The sequence below is a fragment of the Pradoshia sp. TA40_28 genome, from assembly GCF_059694525.1.
Genome location: NZ_JCATZO010000023.1, coordinates 1 through 14416 on the forward strand (window position 1 = coordinate 1; position 14416 = coordinate 14416).

Annotated in this window: 14 protein-coding genes; 1 reads left to right on the forward strand and 13 read right to left on the reverse strand. The window is 35.5% G+C overall.

Features of this window, described 5'->3' with window-relative positions:
* Positions 1-263: 263 nt before the first annotated feature.
* From AC58NB_RS17205 to AC58NB_RS17265, 13 genes are all read right to left on the reverse strand, one after another.
* Positions 264-821 (reverse strand): AAA family ATPase, encoded by a 558-nt coding sequence (locus AC58NB_RS17205; protein WP_497428024.1) that lies wholly within the window; start codon positions 819-821, stop codon positions 264-266.
* Positions 822-1041: 220 nt separating this feature from the next.
* Positions 1042-1578 (reverse strand): GNAT family N-acetyltransferase, encoded by a 537-nt coding sequence (locus AC58NB_RS17210; protein ID WP_497428025.1) that lies wholly within the window; start codon positions 1576-1578, stop codon positions 1042-1044.
* A gap of 131 nt (positions 1579-1709) precedes the next feature.
* On the reverse strand, positions 1710-2450 hold the full coding sequence (locus tag AC58NB_RS17215; RefSeq protein ID WP_497428026.1) for a metallophosphoesterase family protein: 741 nt from the start codon (positions 2448-2450) through the stop codon (positions 1710-1712).
* A 244-nt stretch (positions 2451-2694) separates the two neighbouring features.
* Positions 2695-3021 carry a hypothetical protein gene (locus tag AC58NB_RS17220; protein WP_497428027.1) on the reverse strand — a complete coding sequence of 109 codons (327 nt, stop codon included), beginning with the start codon at positions 3019-3021 and terminating at the stop codon, positions 2695-2697.
* A 234-nt stretch (positions 3022-3255) separates the two neighbouring features.
* Positions 3256-3435 carry a hypothetical protein gene (locus AC58NB_RS17225; RefSeq protein ID WP_497428028.1) on the reverse strand — a complete coding sequence of 60 codons (180 nt, stop codon included), beginning with the start codon at positions 3433-3435 and terminating at the stop codon, positions 3256-3258.
* 273 nt (positions 3436-3708) lie between these two features.
* On the reverse strand, positions 3709-4392 hold the full coding sequence (locus tag AC58NB_RS17230) for a hypothetical protein (protein ID WP_497428029.1): 684 nt from the start codon (positions 4390-4392) through the stop codon (positions 3709-3711).
* A 417-nt stretch (positions 4393-4809) separates the two neighbouring features.
* Positions 4810-5280 carry a hypothetical protein gene (locus AC58NB_RS17235; protein WP_497428030.1) on the reverse strand — a complete coding sequence of 157 codons (471 nt, stop codon included), beginning with the start codon at positions 5278-5280 and terminating at the stop codon, positions 4810-4812.
* Positions 5252-7399 (reverse strand): site-specific integrase, encoded by a 2148-nt coding sequence (locus AC58NB_RS17240; RefSeq protein ID WP_497428031.1) that lies wholly within the window; start codon positions 7397-7399, stop codon positions 5252-5254. The genes AC58NB_RS17235 and AC58NB_RS17240 overlap by 29 nt, the downstream gene beginning before the upstream one ends.
* 2 nt (positions 7400-7401) lie before the next feature.
* The gene (locus tag AC58NB_RS17245; protein ID WP_497428032.1) at positions 7402-8751 is read right to left on the reverse strand and encodes a tyrosine-type recombinase/integrase; all 1350 of its coding nucleotides are present in this window, start codon (positions 8749-8751) and stop codon (positions 7402-7404) included.
* A gap of 40 nt (positions 8752-8791) precedes the next feature.
* On the reverse strand, positions 8792-9343 hold the full coding sequence (locus AC58NB_RS17250) for a helix-turn-helix domain-containing protein (RefSeq protein WP_497428033.1): 552 nt from the start codon (positions 9341-9343) through the stop codon (positions 8792-8794).
* A 297-nt stretch (positions 9344-9640) separates the two neighbouring features.
* Positions 9641-10060, reverse strand: a complete 420-nt coding sequence (gene arsC, locus AC58NB_RS17255; protein WP_497428034.1) for an arsenate reductase (thioredoxin) — start codon at positions 10058-10060, stop codon at positions 9641-9643.
* Positions 10061-10100: 40 nt separating this feature from the next.
* The gene (arsB, locus tag AC58NB_RS17260; RefSeq protein ID WP_497428035.1) at positions 10101-11159 is read right to left on the reverse strand and encodes an ACR3 family arsenite efflux transporter; all 1059 of its coding nucleotides are present in this window, start codon (positions 11157-11159) and stop codon (positions 10101-10103) included.
* A gap of 26 nt (positions 11160-11185) precedes the next feature.
* Complete coding sequence (locus AC58NB_RS17265) at positions 11186-11488, reverse strand: ArsR/SmtB family transcription factor (RefSeq protein ID WP_497428036.1); 303 nt, start codon at positions 11486-11488, stop codon at positions 11186-11188.
* A 472-nt stretch (positions 11489-11960) separates the two neighbouring features.
* On the opposite strand from AC58NB_RS17265, the gene AC58NB_RS17270 reads away from it, so the two are divergent.
* Positions 11961-14141 carry a beta-glucosidase family protein gene (locus tag AC58NB_RS17270; protein WP_497428037.1) on the forward strand — a complete coding sequence of 727 codons (2181 nt, stop codon included), beginning with the start codon at positions 11961-11963 and terminating at the stop codon, positions 14139-14141.
* Positions 14142-14416: the final 275 nt, after the last annotated feature.

A 14416-nucleotide genomic window follows, 5' to 3' on the forward strand; every position in this document is an offset into this window, starting at 1 on the left:
TCATCTGATTGCCCTTGCAACTTATACGACAGTGAAATTATTAGTAAGATACCAAATGAGATAGACCCTCTATATAATCCCTTTAAAAGCAACTGCAACATAAAACCCCCTTTCCTGGTATTTCCTGTTATTAATTATATACGATGGATAATACTTTGAAGTTTCAGAAAATTTCTTATTCCGCTAACCTGCCCCGTTTGTCCAATAAGATCCTTGATAAAAGCGTTAATCCTTCTTGAATCAACGCTCCTTATACGATATTCTTATAAATTAAATCTTTCTTTTATTAATTTTGCTGATTCCATCGCATTTAAATTGGTATTATTGATTCTTATGTAATTTTCTTTTTTTATTTCACCTTCGTAGGAGTTTAATCTATACTTTTCCATTGTATTCTTTAATTCAATTTCGGACTTTTCGATATTTCTTTTGGTAGGTTTGTGTTCAAGTCTGTGAGGGCTTTTATTTCGTTCCAGTCTTTCGTTAAGTTCAGCTTCTAACTCAACAAAATAAATAGTCGCACCTTTCGACTCGAAAATTTTACAAATATTATCTACATAATCCCAATCTTCTTGTTGGTCAAATGCCCATACATAAGTGAATATTAAACCATCCAAATCACTTACTGATACTGACTTGAATAATTCAATTCGAAATAGATTTGATAATCTCCACATTTCACTACTAAATCCGAAAAACGGTTCTAATAATTCAATGGTCATATGATTATGAAAGAGCTTTAATTCAGTTATCTTTGCTAATTCCTGTCCTACTGTCATTTTACCAACAGCTTGAGGGCCAAATATAAGTATAAATTTCATAAAATTCCTCCAATAACTATTTTTAGATATTGTTTAAATTTTCCGTCATCTAAAACTCTTATGCAACTAATCTGCCCCTTTTCTTCTATAAGAAATTTAACAAAAAAAGGCATTAATCCTTCTAAGATCAATGCCCACGTTAATTTAAATACATAAATTCACAATCCACCTTACTATTCCTTCATAACAAAAATATTGCCTCTTGGTCAAAATATAGTTATTATATATTGTTCTTATATTCTACTTGCAAGAGTCCATACACATCCACATCTTCATACTTATTTAACAATAGTCTATTCTGCCTTAGTGTACCCTCTTTCTGTAATCCGCACTTTTCTAAAATGGTTATAGAAGCTTTATTTCTGGAGATAGCTGCTGCCCAAATTTTATTCAACTTAAGTTCATCAAAACCAAAATGGATAATCCTTTTTACAGCTTCTGTTGCAAACCCATTTCCCCAGTAATCTCTACCTATCCAATAACCAAGCTCGCCTTTATTATTATTTTTATCCACTCTTATTGTTATGGTGCCTATAATTTCTTTTGATTCTTTAGATGCTATTGTTAATGGATATTCAACACCATTGCTAATTAGTTCTGGTTGAGTTGCAATCCAATCCTCTGCATATTCTATTTTATAAGGATGTGGAAGACCAAGAATGCTTGCTAACTCCTCATTATTTGCTAACTCCTGAAGTCTAAATGCATCATCTTTGTTAAATGGTTGTAGATATAAACGTATAGTTTCCAATTTCATAGACCCTTTACACCCCTTAATTTCAAGAATATTACATATTAAAATAATTCCTTTTAACTTACTCTTTATCAATATTCTAATATCCTTCTTCCGCTAACCTGCCCCATTAGTAGAACAAACTAATTCGTAGACTAAATTTGATTACCGTGGAAAACCTTTAAAACAATATCTCGATTCGGTACTTTCAGCTTATGGTAAGACTCCAAGAAATCGGTATTGTCATACTTTGCTTCAGCAAGGTTTATTTCAACCTTCTCGCCTAATAAGGTAATAACTGCATAAGGTGCTGTAGATTTATTGTTACAGCCGAGGGAACCTGGATTCAGGAAAACTCTGTTGTTCCCTTTAAAATAGTGGAGGGGGTGATGATGACCAAAACAGATTACATCATCATTCCTGTCATTAAATAATTTTTGAAGGTTTTCGAGAGAGGGCTCCACGATAGAACTAAACGGATTTTTACTAATTGGCTCACTCATTTTATTCTTACTAATTTGATAATGTATGAATAGCATTTGGGTTCCATCAAAGTTTTTTTCAATCAAACGTGGTAAACTGAATAACTTCGGCAAATATGCCTTATCAATTCTATCCAGAATCCATTGATGATGTTCCCTTACGTGAGAATGACTTTCTGGATATTCTTGGCCGGTGGCCAAAGATATTATTGCCTCATCGTGGTTACCCGCAATCATTGAAATATCATTCCGTGAAAACAGCATATCCAATACTTCATTTGAATCCGGACCGATGCCAATCATATCGCCTAAGCAGTAAATATGATCAACACCTATTGTTTTATCAAACTCGTTAAGAACAGCTCTCAATGCCGGTGCATTACCGTGAATATCTGTTATGATCCCTATTTGCATCTTTTTATCTCCTTATTGAATAATAAAAATAGCTTCCTATGACAACTATATAAACTAAGAATCATTATTAAAAATTCTCTACTGGTAAAGAGATTCCTTCTTGAGGAGATCCGGTTTCTTATTTAACTAACCTGCCCCGTTTCTTCAATAAGGAGTTCAACATAAAAGGGCATTAATCCTGCTTGGATCAACGCCCCTTTTACTTTAAGAAGGAAAAATGATGTTTCCTCTGCAACTGCACCCTTTAGCGGTATGAAACTATTGCACTAAACACTAATAATAATATTGGGATAATCATAATTAAAGACAAATTTCTCCCCAATTTGGCTCCAAAGTTACTTTTGTGTTTATGACCCAGTATTAATGCGGGTATAAAGAAGAAAAGTGAATAAATGACAGTATAATGTGTTCCCGTATCGCCGTTTGACCAAGGGCTTAACCCTAAGAACCTTAATATGGCATCTCCAAAAGCCTCTCTGTTTTTCCAAGAAAAAGAAAATAGTATCCCAAACATAAATAGCAATAGAGAAATCGAGCCTAGTCCATTTTTTTTATTTTGACCATCTTTCAAGTTCAGCCCCCCATTCAAACTTTTATTCTCCAATCTTGGCAATTTCTTACCCGTATTTCACCATAAATATAGCTTATTCTTCTTAAACAAACCTGCCCCTTTAGTAAAAAAACGATTGCTTTTATTTCGCAATCGCCACTTTATGAAAACAATTACTTTAGTTAAAGATTGACCTTTTTAAATATATACAAATTATACAATATTAAATAATGACTAAATTGCCTCGTTTACACATTATTGACTTGAATTGTTATTAATTGATCGTTTAGAAAAGAATAAAGTAAGAATCGCACCTAATAAAACGATTCCTATACAAATATAAAGCGGAAAATCCCAACGTATGTAAGCGACTGTTGATGCTCCTAGTATCGTGATCCATTCAAAAACAAAAAATGGTTTTATGTATTTAATCAATTAACCTACCCCACTCCCTATCCATATATTGTTAATTGATTATACCATAATCTGGATTAACGGAGTCCGCCAATCCTAAAAAACTGGTGATGTTTAGCTTTCAAAATTTAAAGCCCAAAGAGTCATTTTTTCATATCTTTGTTATTCATTTATTCATTCACATCTTAATAATGCATACTTGCTCTCTGCAACTAACCTGCCCCTTTAGTTAAAGAAGATAACGCATCTAGAGCAACAATCTCTGCGAACAGAGCCAATTAAATAGACACATCCTCAATAATTCATATTGTTTTGTTTCTTTTGTATCATCAAGCTAAATGTTTTGTGCCATTTGGTAATTTGTTTTCTTGTTTCATCGAAAAGAGGGGAGAGTTTTGGTGTTCCTAATGGATTATTTATAAAATTAATTTCTATATAAGGATCTGAATAATCATCAATTGTGAGAAGGAGGGTTAGTTTATGTGTTTTGTCAGAAGAAGTTTTCTTACCAGATAGTCCACCAATTAATGCTCCCGTACTACCAGCCATCGCTCCGCCAATTAAGGAACCGGCTACTACAGAACCTTTTGATGCTTGAGTGACCGATACATTATCTTCTCTAATTTCCGAACCAATAATAGAAGAGAATGGGAGTTGTTTGAAGGTGAATTCATCTTGTGGTTTTTCTCTACTAAATAAAGCTATTTGTTCATTATCGTAATTTATAGCTAATCCCTTTAAGAAATCGTCGCTTAAATACTGATCATCTGCTTTAAAATTATGTCTGTTTATTGCAATAGGAAGTGATCCTATTTTCCGCTTAATATCTTCATTACCTTGTTTCAAATTAGTATTTATAAATAAACCAACGAAAATGAAGAAGAAGAGGGTAAAAAATAAGGTGTCAAAGGCAAACATTAAAATAAAATTCAGGAGGGCAAGAGAAACATAAATAACCTTATATTGTGTATGTGTCATTTGAACACTCCTTATTGGAATATGTTACCATTATAACACGGTTTAATACACGATAATATAACTTAAATATTTGATATTTTTGGGTTTTTACAAATTACACTTAATTACTCCGCAACTTAGTTCAGAATTAAAACAGGTTAAAGACTCTCCGGAATTTAAAAGAGCGATAAAAATGAGAAATAACATTTATTTCCCATAATCATCCTCCTTACCAACCACTCTCAGGAAATACAGAAGTCTTTAATATTGATAACTTTGTATCTCTAATAAAAATTAGAAAAACAATGATACACGAACATAAAAATATTAAATATTCACTTGCTCTAACAAAAGAGAAAATGAATAGATTTTTATTTCTTAAAGTGATAATTCTTTCATCCATAGTAAAATGGATAAGTACCTTTTTGGACAGCACTCTTATTTAAATGATTCGAAGTAACTTTTCACCCATAGCTTATTATTTTCTGCAATATACTCTTCCGCCAGAATCAACCGTTGTACAAGTTCTTCCTTATTTAATTTCATATACTTCCTTTTCAAATTATTAATATTGCGGTTGGGCTTTATTTTATGAAACTCAATACCTTCAATGACTAGAGAAGTATTGAAGGTATTCTTTCTATTCTTTTTTTGTTTATGAGTTTTGCTATGTTGCTTGTAATACTCATATAACTCCTCGTTTGTACGGATAGTGTTAGGATGGATTCCTTTGCCCTCGGGGTCAATTTCCTTAGATTGTCCAGCTATTGTTGTATAAGTGACAGGAACACCATTCTTAATCAATTGGTCGATAGATTGTTTTCCCAGATCTAATGAACGGTTGCTTCGCCTATGATAGCTATCTTTAAGCCATACAGGTTCATTTTTTGAATTGAATGTCTGGCTCATATTCTTGTTCCTCCCTATACTTTTCAATTAAATCTATTTCTTCTAATTCAGTAAGTGCGTGTTTTCGCATCGACTTTGCTTTCTTCACTTCAATTGGTAAATCCATAGCACTAAATCGTTTTTCCATATCTCTCGATAATTCAATAACCTCTAATAATTCGTGTTTTTTCTCGGGTTCCGGTATTTTTGCCTGGCATCCTAGACACGCCATTTTGTGTGGGCATACCATATTTGTTATACACGTTCCACCGATAACATTATTAAATACTCCGACCGTTTTTTTATATTCCTGAAGCTCTTCTTCAAGCTGAGCAGGATCTCGTAATACAGCTTCATCAATATCTACATAGTCAGAGATAATATCGTGTAAATCACTTACTGATTGTGATATTTGGCTTGGTGTAGGTTCAGAATAATAACCAGTTACATTTAAATCCCGTTGATGTAATATATTAGCAACAATGTCTATTGGTATGTTTTGTCGTTGAACAGCTTCAGTCGCAAAAGCGTGACGAAATAGGTGTGTTTTCACTATAACAGGTTTACCTTCTTGGGTTACAAAATGTTGACCGTGCAATAAAAAGCGAAGAGTTGACCAAATGGTCTCTTCTTGTAATGCTTTATTGTTATACTGAAAAAAATAAGGCCTAGCATCGGGAAATAGATGTTTTCGCTCACCACGATATTTAACGCTTGGAATTTTTTCGGTACCATAATGAGTTTTTAACATCAAACCAACTGAATTTAATAACTGTAACGTCTGTTTGCTAATATAAAATGGTTCTAACTTGTCACTACCTTTAGGGACAGCATAAAAAGAAAAGCGTACTTTCGTATCAAGATTTACAATCTTGATACATTCTTTAGTGTTGCTGATTTGCATTAATTCATTTAATCTAGCACCGGTTGTAGTAGCTATATCTAACGCCAACAAACCAATGGTTGCTGCTACATATAATGGCTCCACATCGAACAAAATCCCTTCAGCTTTATCTCTATGTTTTGAAACAAAATTGCTCATTGTGAGCATTCCTTTATGTTGGCTGTAAAAAGGTACTGGATTACTATTTACCCCTTTTTCACCGTAACCCCACGTATTCAGTAATTCACGCTTTAGTTTAATTTCCTCTTCAGAGGTATTTTGAGGCCATTGTCCAATAACTCTATATTCAAAAAGCTCAGTAAACCAGAGTCCTTCAGCTTCTTCTTTGTCCTCGTCACCTCCAAATCGTTCGGCTTTAATAAATTCAACAAAGTAATGATTTTTATTATCGGAATAGGTATTTTTACGATTTATTGCTTCTTTAATAGCTTTATCCTTATATTGTTCTTGGTGATTTAATACGAATGACGGTTTGTCCCACAATCTGAAATAAAACCGTTCGCCAATTCGATTAGGTTCGTCATATTTGAAATCTATTGGCAACTCCACATTATTGTTTTTTGCTTGCTCACAGGCTTTCAAATATGCTTGCCTTAGTCGCGTTATTTGATTCCAACGAAAATTCCCTTCTGCTCGAATTCGAGGGAGAAAAGGTACTATAGCGTCTGTTTCATTTTTACGAGTGCTTTGTGCTTGTTCTTTCGCTTCTTTAGAAAAAGAAAAATCCTTGGAACCGTATGAAGCAATTGGTAAAATAAATCGTTTAAAATATTCTTGTTGTTGAATGGGTACATTTGCTATAACCCATTTTGTTGTGGAGTGGGAGATATTGCTATACTTGGCTAGTAACGAACTTCTCATATTATTAGAATGTTGTTTGTAAATATCGCCCTTAAAATATTGATAAATATGTGTTTCAATATCAAATTCTTCCCACTTAGTCAACTTAAAATAATGGAACAAATCCTTGAAGCGTGGGTTAAGGACTCGGAGCAATAAAATAATCGAGTTAACATCCATCTTTCGTTCACAACTAACCATCATAGCTAGATATAAATGATTGGCCCAAGGTGTGTCTAAAATATTTCTTCTATAATATTTCAAATACGATTCATCCATTTTGTCTAGTATATAAACGTTTCTTGGATCACGAAAATACAAAAGTTGTTCATCGACTTTATTTAATAAATGCTCGTAAAAAGGAGATTTTGGTTTAACGGTTGATATATTCAGCATAATTACTCCAATCCATTTAAAAAGTCTTGTAGTTCAGGACTCAATTCAACAGTATTGCTACTTTTTGCGACTGTTAAAGTAGACTTTTTCTTATTACGGTACTTTTTTTGCTCAAAATAATCTTTTTCCGACTCCTCCATATTTTTTAACATTTGATCGTGAGCTTTACGATGATTTTCTTCATCAAAATAATGCTCATAAACCCTTATGGTATCAATATTTCTCCATTTCATATACTTAATAAGTTCGTCTGTCCTTTGTCTAATTTCGGCCTCTGTTTTGGAAGTATTATATATCTCTCGTAACCTTGTGGTTACAAACCAGTGCCGTATCTTATGCGGATTTAATTTAATTTCACATTTTTTCATAGCTCTGCTCCAATGATAATACCAAGCTTCATAAGAGAAGGGTGTTCCTAATTTAGTAAGGAATATTGGAGCATCATCCGGCAACGAATCCATCGTACGTTGTAACCCGTCATATTTAACACGCTCTTTATTTATGTATTGCATTAGTAACTTTACAGTATCCTTGCTAAATCGAAGAAATTTCACTCTTTTGCCGTGACTTCCTTTGTTAAAGGTATTGGTTTCTTGAAAACTTCTACGCGAACGATAGTCTCCTATAGTTAATTCGATAACCTCAGATGCTCTTGCTCCTGTTTCAAAAAGCATACGAACAATAACTACTTCTCTTAAAGTCCAATTTACTTGTTTCCCTGCTTGATAGACCTGAAAAGGTAGATAGGGGTCATCAATAACTTCGGGCTGCCATTCTTCATTAATTAGCTTAAAATAGGAATCAGTTAGTCTTCTATGCAGAATAGTCTCTTCCGTTCCAGCTTCAGATGGCATACGAGGCTTATCCTTTCTAATACTATTGGTTTGAATTTTATATTCATTCAGAATCGCATAATAATCTATCAAAGGATTTGAATGATTATATTGCTGCAATCTAATAATAGATCTATAGAATGATTTCAGTGCTGAAAGAAAACGGTTTACTGTATTAGGGCTTTTGCTAGTTTTATTAACGAACCTAAAGGTATCCTTTTCACGAACTTTGCAATCCATCTCATTCATAAGATAGCCTTCAACCGCCTCTCTTACAGCTCCCGGATGGTCATCCCACTTAACCCGTTTCCCTTGGTAGTTACTGTAGTTGTCTAACCAACTAAAAAACGGTAGAAGGCATTTCAAATAAGAAAGAGCTGAGCTTTTATCTAATCTTCCTAAACAATCGTGATAATATTCAGTCAAAGGTAGGAAGGGCTTTGATTCACGATTAAAGACTAATAATTCGTAACGACTTTCAATTCCTTCTGGACAATAGTAATATTGATAGTTCTTCAAAAAATCACCCACCATTAGGTTCTTAAACTTTATTAATGGCTTATTCAAGCCAATTATAAATATAGAAAGGCACCTTTTTCTCATTAGGTTTATTATAAGAATTTGTAGCATTACTATTGTCTTGTTGTGTTAAATCATAAATTCTTTTATTTTGCTCTTTTGGAAACTTTGCAGGGACAGAAGTGGGACTCCAATTCTCTCGAACTGCTTTTTTTATAAAACCGTCAGGATTTTTAATTTTGGATGTGGATTGTTGCATTATAAGGAGGATTTCTAAGGTGCGTTTTATACCAACAATAGAAAGCAAAGATAACATTTCGTCTGTTGGAGTTGTAAGAGTGACAGTTTGATAAGCTAATCTAACTAAATTTGTCTCATCAGCGTCAGATTCTATTGTATCAACTTGTTGTTCGTTTTTATGTGGAGGGAGACTCTTATTTAGTTCTAATAGATCCGATTCGATAATTCTCCAACCTTCTTTATCACTATTCCTATATGAATTCGGAAATTTACCTGATCGTATCCACCGCTTGATTGTTTCTTCGTGTTTACCTAAGAGTTCAGAAACCTCTTTTACTGTATATTCCTTCAAAAAAACACCTCCCATTTGAATTTGAGTTAGGAATGTTTGTTCCTATATTACTACAACTTGAAAAATATGTAAAATAAAGAAATGTTGTAGTATTGTTGTTGTGGTAAATGAGGTCATTTAGGGGTCTAATAAATAAAAAAGTACACCACTATAAATAAGCAATGTACCAAATTTCTATTTATTGTTGGACATTAAAGACAATGTACTGTTATGACAATAAAAAGTTATACTATCTTGTCCTCAATTTTACAGAGTGATTAGCTTTTTTCATTATTTACCTTTATTTAATTAACAGACTTAATCACCAGTTTTCGCAAACGAATCTATTCGATTTCTTATCTCATCGCGCACCCTTTGGAAAAATGCCCATTTTTCCTCCTCGCTTCCTTCTGCTTTCGCTGGATCATCAAATCCCCAATGAACTCGTTTCACGTTTGGCGGTGTTGCTGGGCAATGTTCATCTGCATGGCCGCATAATGTTACGACTAAATCTGCATGATTTAAAATATCCGGATCAATCACATCTGATGTGTGATTGGTTATGTCTATATTTACTTCCTTCATCGCTTTCACTGCATTTGAATTTAAGCCATGTGCTTCAAGTCCAGCGCTTTTGACGTTCCAGTCAGGTAATATTTCCTTTGCCCATCCTTCCGCCATCTGGCTGCGGCAAGAGTTGCCTGTACATAAAAAATAGATTGTTTTTTTCTTTGTCACGAGAAATTCCCTCCTGATTAAACATTTATTAAGACGTGATTTATATCTTGTTCGTACGGAAATATTTCTTTTCCCAACGTAGAGCTACATTTACAAGCGCAATCAATACAGGGACTTCAACGAGAGGACCAATAACAGCTGCGAAGGCTACCCCACTGTTAATTCCAAATACAGCAACCGCAACCGCAATCGCCAACTCAAAATTATTGCTTGCAGCGGTAAAAGATAAGGATGCCGTTACAGGATAGGATGCTCCTGCTTTTCTTGAAGCATAAAAGGATACGGCAAACATGATCAAGAAATAAATCAGTAATGGAATAGCAATCCGAATCGCATCCAATGGAAGCTCAACGATTTTATCTCCTTTTAAGGAGAACATCATCACAATCGTAAACAACAAGGCAATCAGTGTAAGAGGAGAGATTTTAGGCAAAAATGACTCCTGATACCACTTTTCTCCCTTTAATTTTAAGCCAATAAAACGCGTCATTATGCCTGCTATAAAAGGAATACCTAAATAAATTAGAACGCTTTTCGTAACTTCCCACATCGAGATGACTACAGTAAGATTCTCCAAACCAAATACGCCCGGCAAAACATTTAAGAAAAAGTAGGCAAATGCCGAATAAAATAAAATCTGAAAAACGGAGTTAAAAGCGACAAGCCCAGCTACATACTCACGATCTCCACGCGCCAGGTCATTCCATACAATAACCATAGCTATACAACGTGCGAGGCCAATCATAATCAGGCCTGCCATATATTCGGGATAATCATTTAAAAAGATGATTGCTAAGAAGAACATTAAAACAGGACCGAGCAACCAGTTTTGAAACAAGGATAGCAATAATACTTTCCAATCCTTAAACACCCGCCACATCTCTTCATACTTTACTTTTGCAAGTGGCGGATACATCATCACAATCAATCCGATAGCAATCGGAATAGATGTCGTCCCTACGGACATTGTATCTAACATTATTTTAAAATTAGGTACCAACAGCGCAATCAAGATTCCGACTGCCATGGCTGCAAAAATCCATACCGTTAAATATCGATCCAAAAAAGACAGCCTTTTCGTCACACTTTTTTCTGTCATCTTTTTCTCCCCCGCTCTTTGTTGATTTAACAATCTGATGAACAACATTTCACATGAATTGGCTCTAATTGATCAATAATAGACTGAATATATGGTTGTTGAATTTCATTAAGACGGAAATGTTTCCATGTTCCCTTTTTTCTTTCGAGAATGATCCCTGCATCTTTTAATTTCTTCACTTGTTGGCTGACAGCAGGTTGTGAAATTTGAAGAACATCCACAAAATCACAGACACAGACCTCCCCCTGTTTCAAGCAAGCCAATAATCTTAAGCGATTCGGATCACTGACAGCTTTTAACTGTTGAGCCATTTGATCAATCGTATTCATACTTACCTCCAATATATAATCAATCACTTATATAAGATGATACTTATACTATATAGAATGCTTAATAAAATCAAGAAAAATAAAACTAGTAAGCTTAAAAACAACAGCTTACTAGTTTTAAAATGCAGGTTAAACTAAGACATCGTTATAGTATATTATATATTTTCTCTGTCAGTATTTTACCCGTAATCAAAACCCTTAATTACTCTCATAGTACTCAAAATTTCTACTAATAAAACAAAAATAGTACGAGTAATGGGATGAAAAAAATATATATAATTTATACAGTAAGACCATCATAAAAGAATTTTTCAAAGTAAAAGGGAATCTCATTTTCTACACTTGTGATATTCTATTAAATTTGAAAATGATCCGGATATCTTAAATATGTAAGCGATTTATGTCTATAAGGTGAAAGTATTAGAAATAATACTTTTATATTTATAAAAATATTGTGTTAGGAGAGTTCAACATGAATAATCAACATAATACTGATACAGAAAAGAATGGACGATTCCCATGGATGGACAAATCATTGTCACCACGGGAGCGTGCTGAAAAACTCGTAGCAGCTATGACTTTGGAGCAAAAAATTGCCCAACTTCACGGTGCAATGAAGACAATCAATATTTATGACATGCCATCTATGGATGAAATGAATGCCATGAGCCCAGAGGAACAAGATCGACTTATGGCCCAAATCCAAGTACAGCGCCATGTAAAAGGTATTGATGAGTTAGGAATCCCGCGTTTTCGTATTACCAACGGCCCTGTAGGCGTAGGTATGGGCGATGGACATCCAAGCCCGCCTGCTACAGCTTTGCCAATGACGATTGGGCTTGCGGCAGGCTTTGATCCAGAACTGGCTCGTGAGTATGGAGATATCATTGGTTCAGAAACGGCTACGCTTGGTCAGCATGTTCTTGAAGGACCAGGTGTTTGCTTACACAGAACACCGATTGCCGGACGTAACTTTGAATACTTTTCAGAAGACCCATACCTATCAGGTGTGATGGGCGTCGAGGTGACGAAAGCCATTCAAGACCATGATGTTATCGCCATGGGTAAGCATTATGCTGTTAACGACCAGGAATACGAGCGCTTCCGCACAAGTGTTGAGTTGGATGAGCACGTATTGCGTGAGCTTTACCTGCTGCCGTTCGAAATGCTAGTTAAAGACGGGGATATCGCGGCAATGATGAGTGCCTACAACCGCGTTCGTGGTGTATATGCAACTGAAAGCCGATATCTCCTCAACGATATACTCCGTGACGAGTGGGGCTTCCAAGGATATGTTCAATCTGACTTCTGGTCTTGCCGTTCTGCAGCCGCTTCATTGAACGCTGGTATGGACCATGAGATGCCAGATGCTAAATGGTTGAACGAGACAAATGTCAAGAATGCCCTTCAAGATACAAGTCTCGAAATTGAAACGGTTGACCGTGCATTGGTTCGCCGCTATACGCAAATGTTCCGTTTTAATCAATTCGAGCGCCCTTACAATCCTGGTGAGATTGATGCGAAAGGTCATGGTGCTAGATCTCGCAAAATCGGTTCCCAGACAGCTGTTCTTCTGAAAAATGAAGGCGAAATGCTGCCACTTGACCCAAAAGCTTATGACTCCATCGTAATCATTGGTCAATCTGAGTACGTTGATGATGCGTGCAATGGTGGGGGTGGTTCTTCAAAGGTTACTCCGCTATACACGGTACCACCGGTAGAAGGGATGCAAAATGTCCTTAAAGGTCTTGGTTCGAATACATCAGTCAGCAAGGTTACTGTCGCTAAAGATCTTTCAAACCTTGAAGAAGCGAAAGAAGCCGCTGCTAAAGCTGATATGGTTATTCTAATGGCTGGCTTGGTTGCCTCCGAAGGTTTTGATTTACCTAGTCCAAACATGCTAAATGATCAGAATCGTATGATCGACGAACTATTGGATATCAATCCACAAACGGTTGTAGTCATGAAAGACAGCAGCCCTGTTATGATGCCATGGATCTCCAAGGCTAAAGCCGTTCTTGAGGCATGGAACCAAGGTACTGAAGATGGCCACGTCGTTGCCGATTTACTTTTTGGCGTTGTAAATCCATCCGGTAAAGTTCCTACCACATACGCAGCATCTGAGGGTGATCTTTTATATGCAGGCAGACCTGAGCGCTATCCTGGTACAGATGAAGGCAATGGCTTCCCGGTTATCCGATATTCTGAGGGCCTAAACATGGGCTACCGTTGGTTCCAGTCCCAAGGAATTAAGCCATTATTCCCGTTTGGATTCGGTCTATCCTACACATCCTTCGAGCTTTCCGGATTCTCAGTAACACCATCACAAACAGATGGCAAATCCCCTATCATGGTAAAAGTGACCGTAACCAACACAGGAAAAGTTGCTGGAGCTGAGGTTGTTCAAGTATATCTAGGTATTCCTGTCCAAGGACAGCCTCCTAAGCGTCTTGTTGGGTTCCAAAAAGTTTACTTAGAGCCTAATGAGTCACGTGAAGTTACTATCACGATTGATCCAACAGCTACGAACCATCCAATGGGTGTATGGGACTACTACAAACACAATTTTGTGGTGAAACCTGGCGAATACACTGTATATCTTGGTACTTCTAGCGAAGATACTCCTCACAAAGGAACGGTAGTCGTTGAATAACTTATTATTAATAGTTAGAAGGATTGAATCCTATAGTGGATTCAATCCTTTTTATTTTAGTTAAATTACGATCACTAATTGAGCACTCTATTTTATTGTAAGGCTATTAAATGTAGAGTAAGGATTTAAGCAGATTAGTGACTTATACAATCGTTTCCTCTAATAAGCTATTTTAAATTAGGGATAACTCAAGCACTGTGCTATACTTAGCCTACCATTTGCTATTACAGTTTCATTCGTTTTTGTTGCACAAGCTTTATTCATTTATTGAATAG

What these genes read in the sequence shown, in the direction of transcription:
- AC58NB_RS17205 (WP_497428024.1), bottom strand. Translation starts at nt 821, where the DNA reads ATGAAATTTATACTTATATTTGGCCCTCAAGCTGTTGGTAAAATGACA.
- AC58NB_RS17210 (WP_497428025.1), bottom strand. Translation starts at nt 1,578, where the DNA reads ATGAAATTGGAAACTATACGTTTATATCTACAACCATTTAACAAAGAT.
- AC58NB_RS17215 (WP_497428026.1), bottom strand. Translation starts at nt 2,450, where the DNA reads ATGCAAATAGGGATCATAACAGATATTCACGGTAATGCACCGGCATTG.
- AC58NB_RS17230 (WP_497428029.1), bottom strand. Translation starts at nt 4,392, where the DNA reads ATGACACATACACAATATAAGGTTATTTATGTTTCTCTTGCCCTCCTG.
- AC58NB_RS17235 (WP_497428030.1), bottom strand. Translation starts at nt 5,280, where the DNA reads ATGAGCCAGACATTCAATTCAAAAAATGAACCTGTATGGCTTAAAGAT.
- AC58NB_RS17240 (WP_497428031.1), bottom strand. Translation starts at nt 7,399, where the DNA reads ATGCTGAATATATCAACCGTTAAACCAAAATCTCCTTTTTACGAGCAT.
- arsB (WP_497428035.1), bottom strand. Translation starts at nt 11,159, where the DNA reads ATGACAGAAAAAAGTGTGACGAAAAGGCTGTCTTTTTTGGATCGATAT.
- AC58NB_RS17265 (WP_497428036.1), bottom strand. Translation starts at nt 11,488, where the DNA reads ATGAATACGATTGATCAAATGGCTCAACAGTTAAAAGCTGTCAGTGAT.
- AC58NB_RS17270 (WP_497428037.1), top strand. Translation starts at nt 11,961, where the DNA reads ATGAATAATCAACATAATACTGATACAGAAAAGAATGGACGATTCCCA.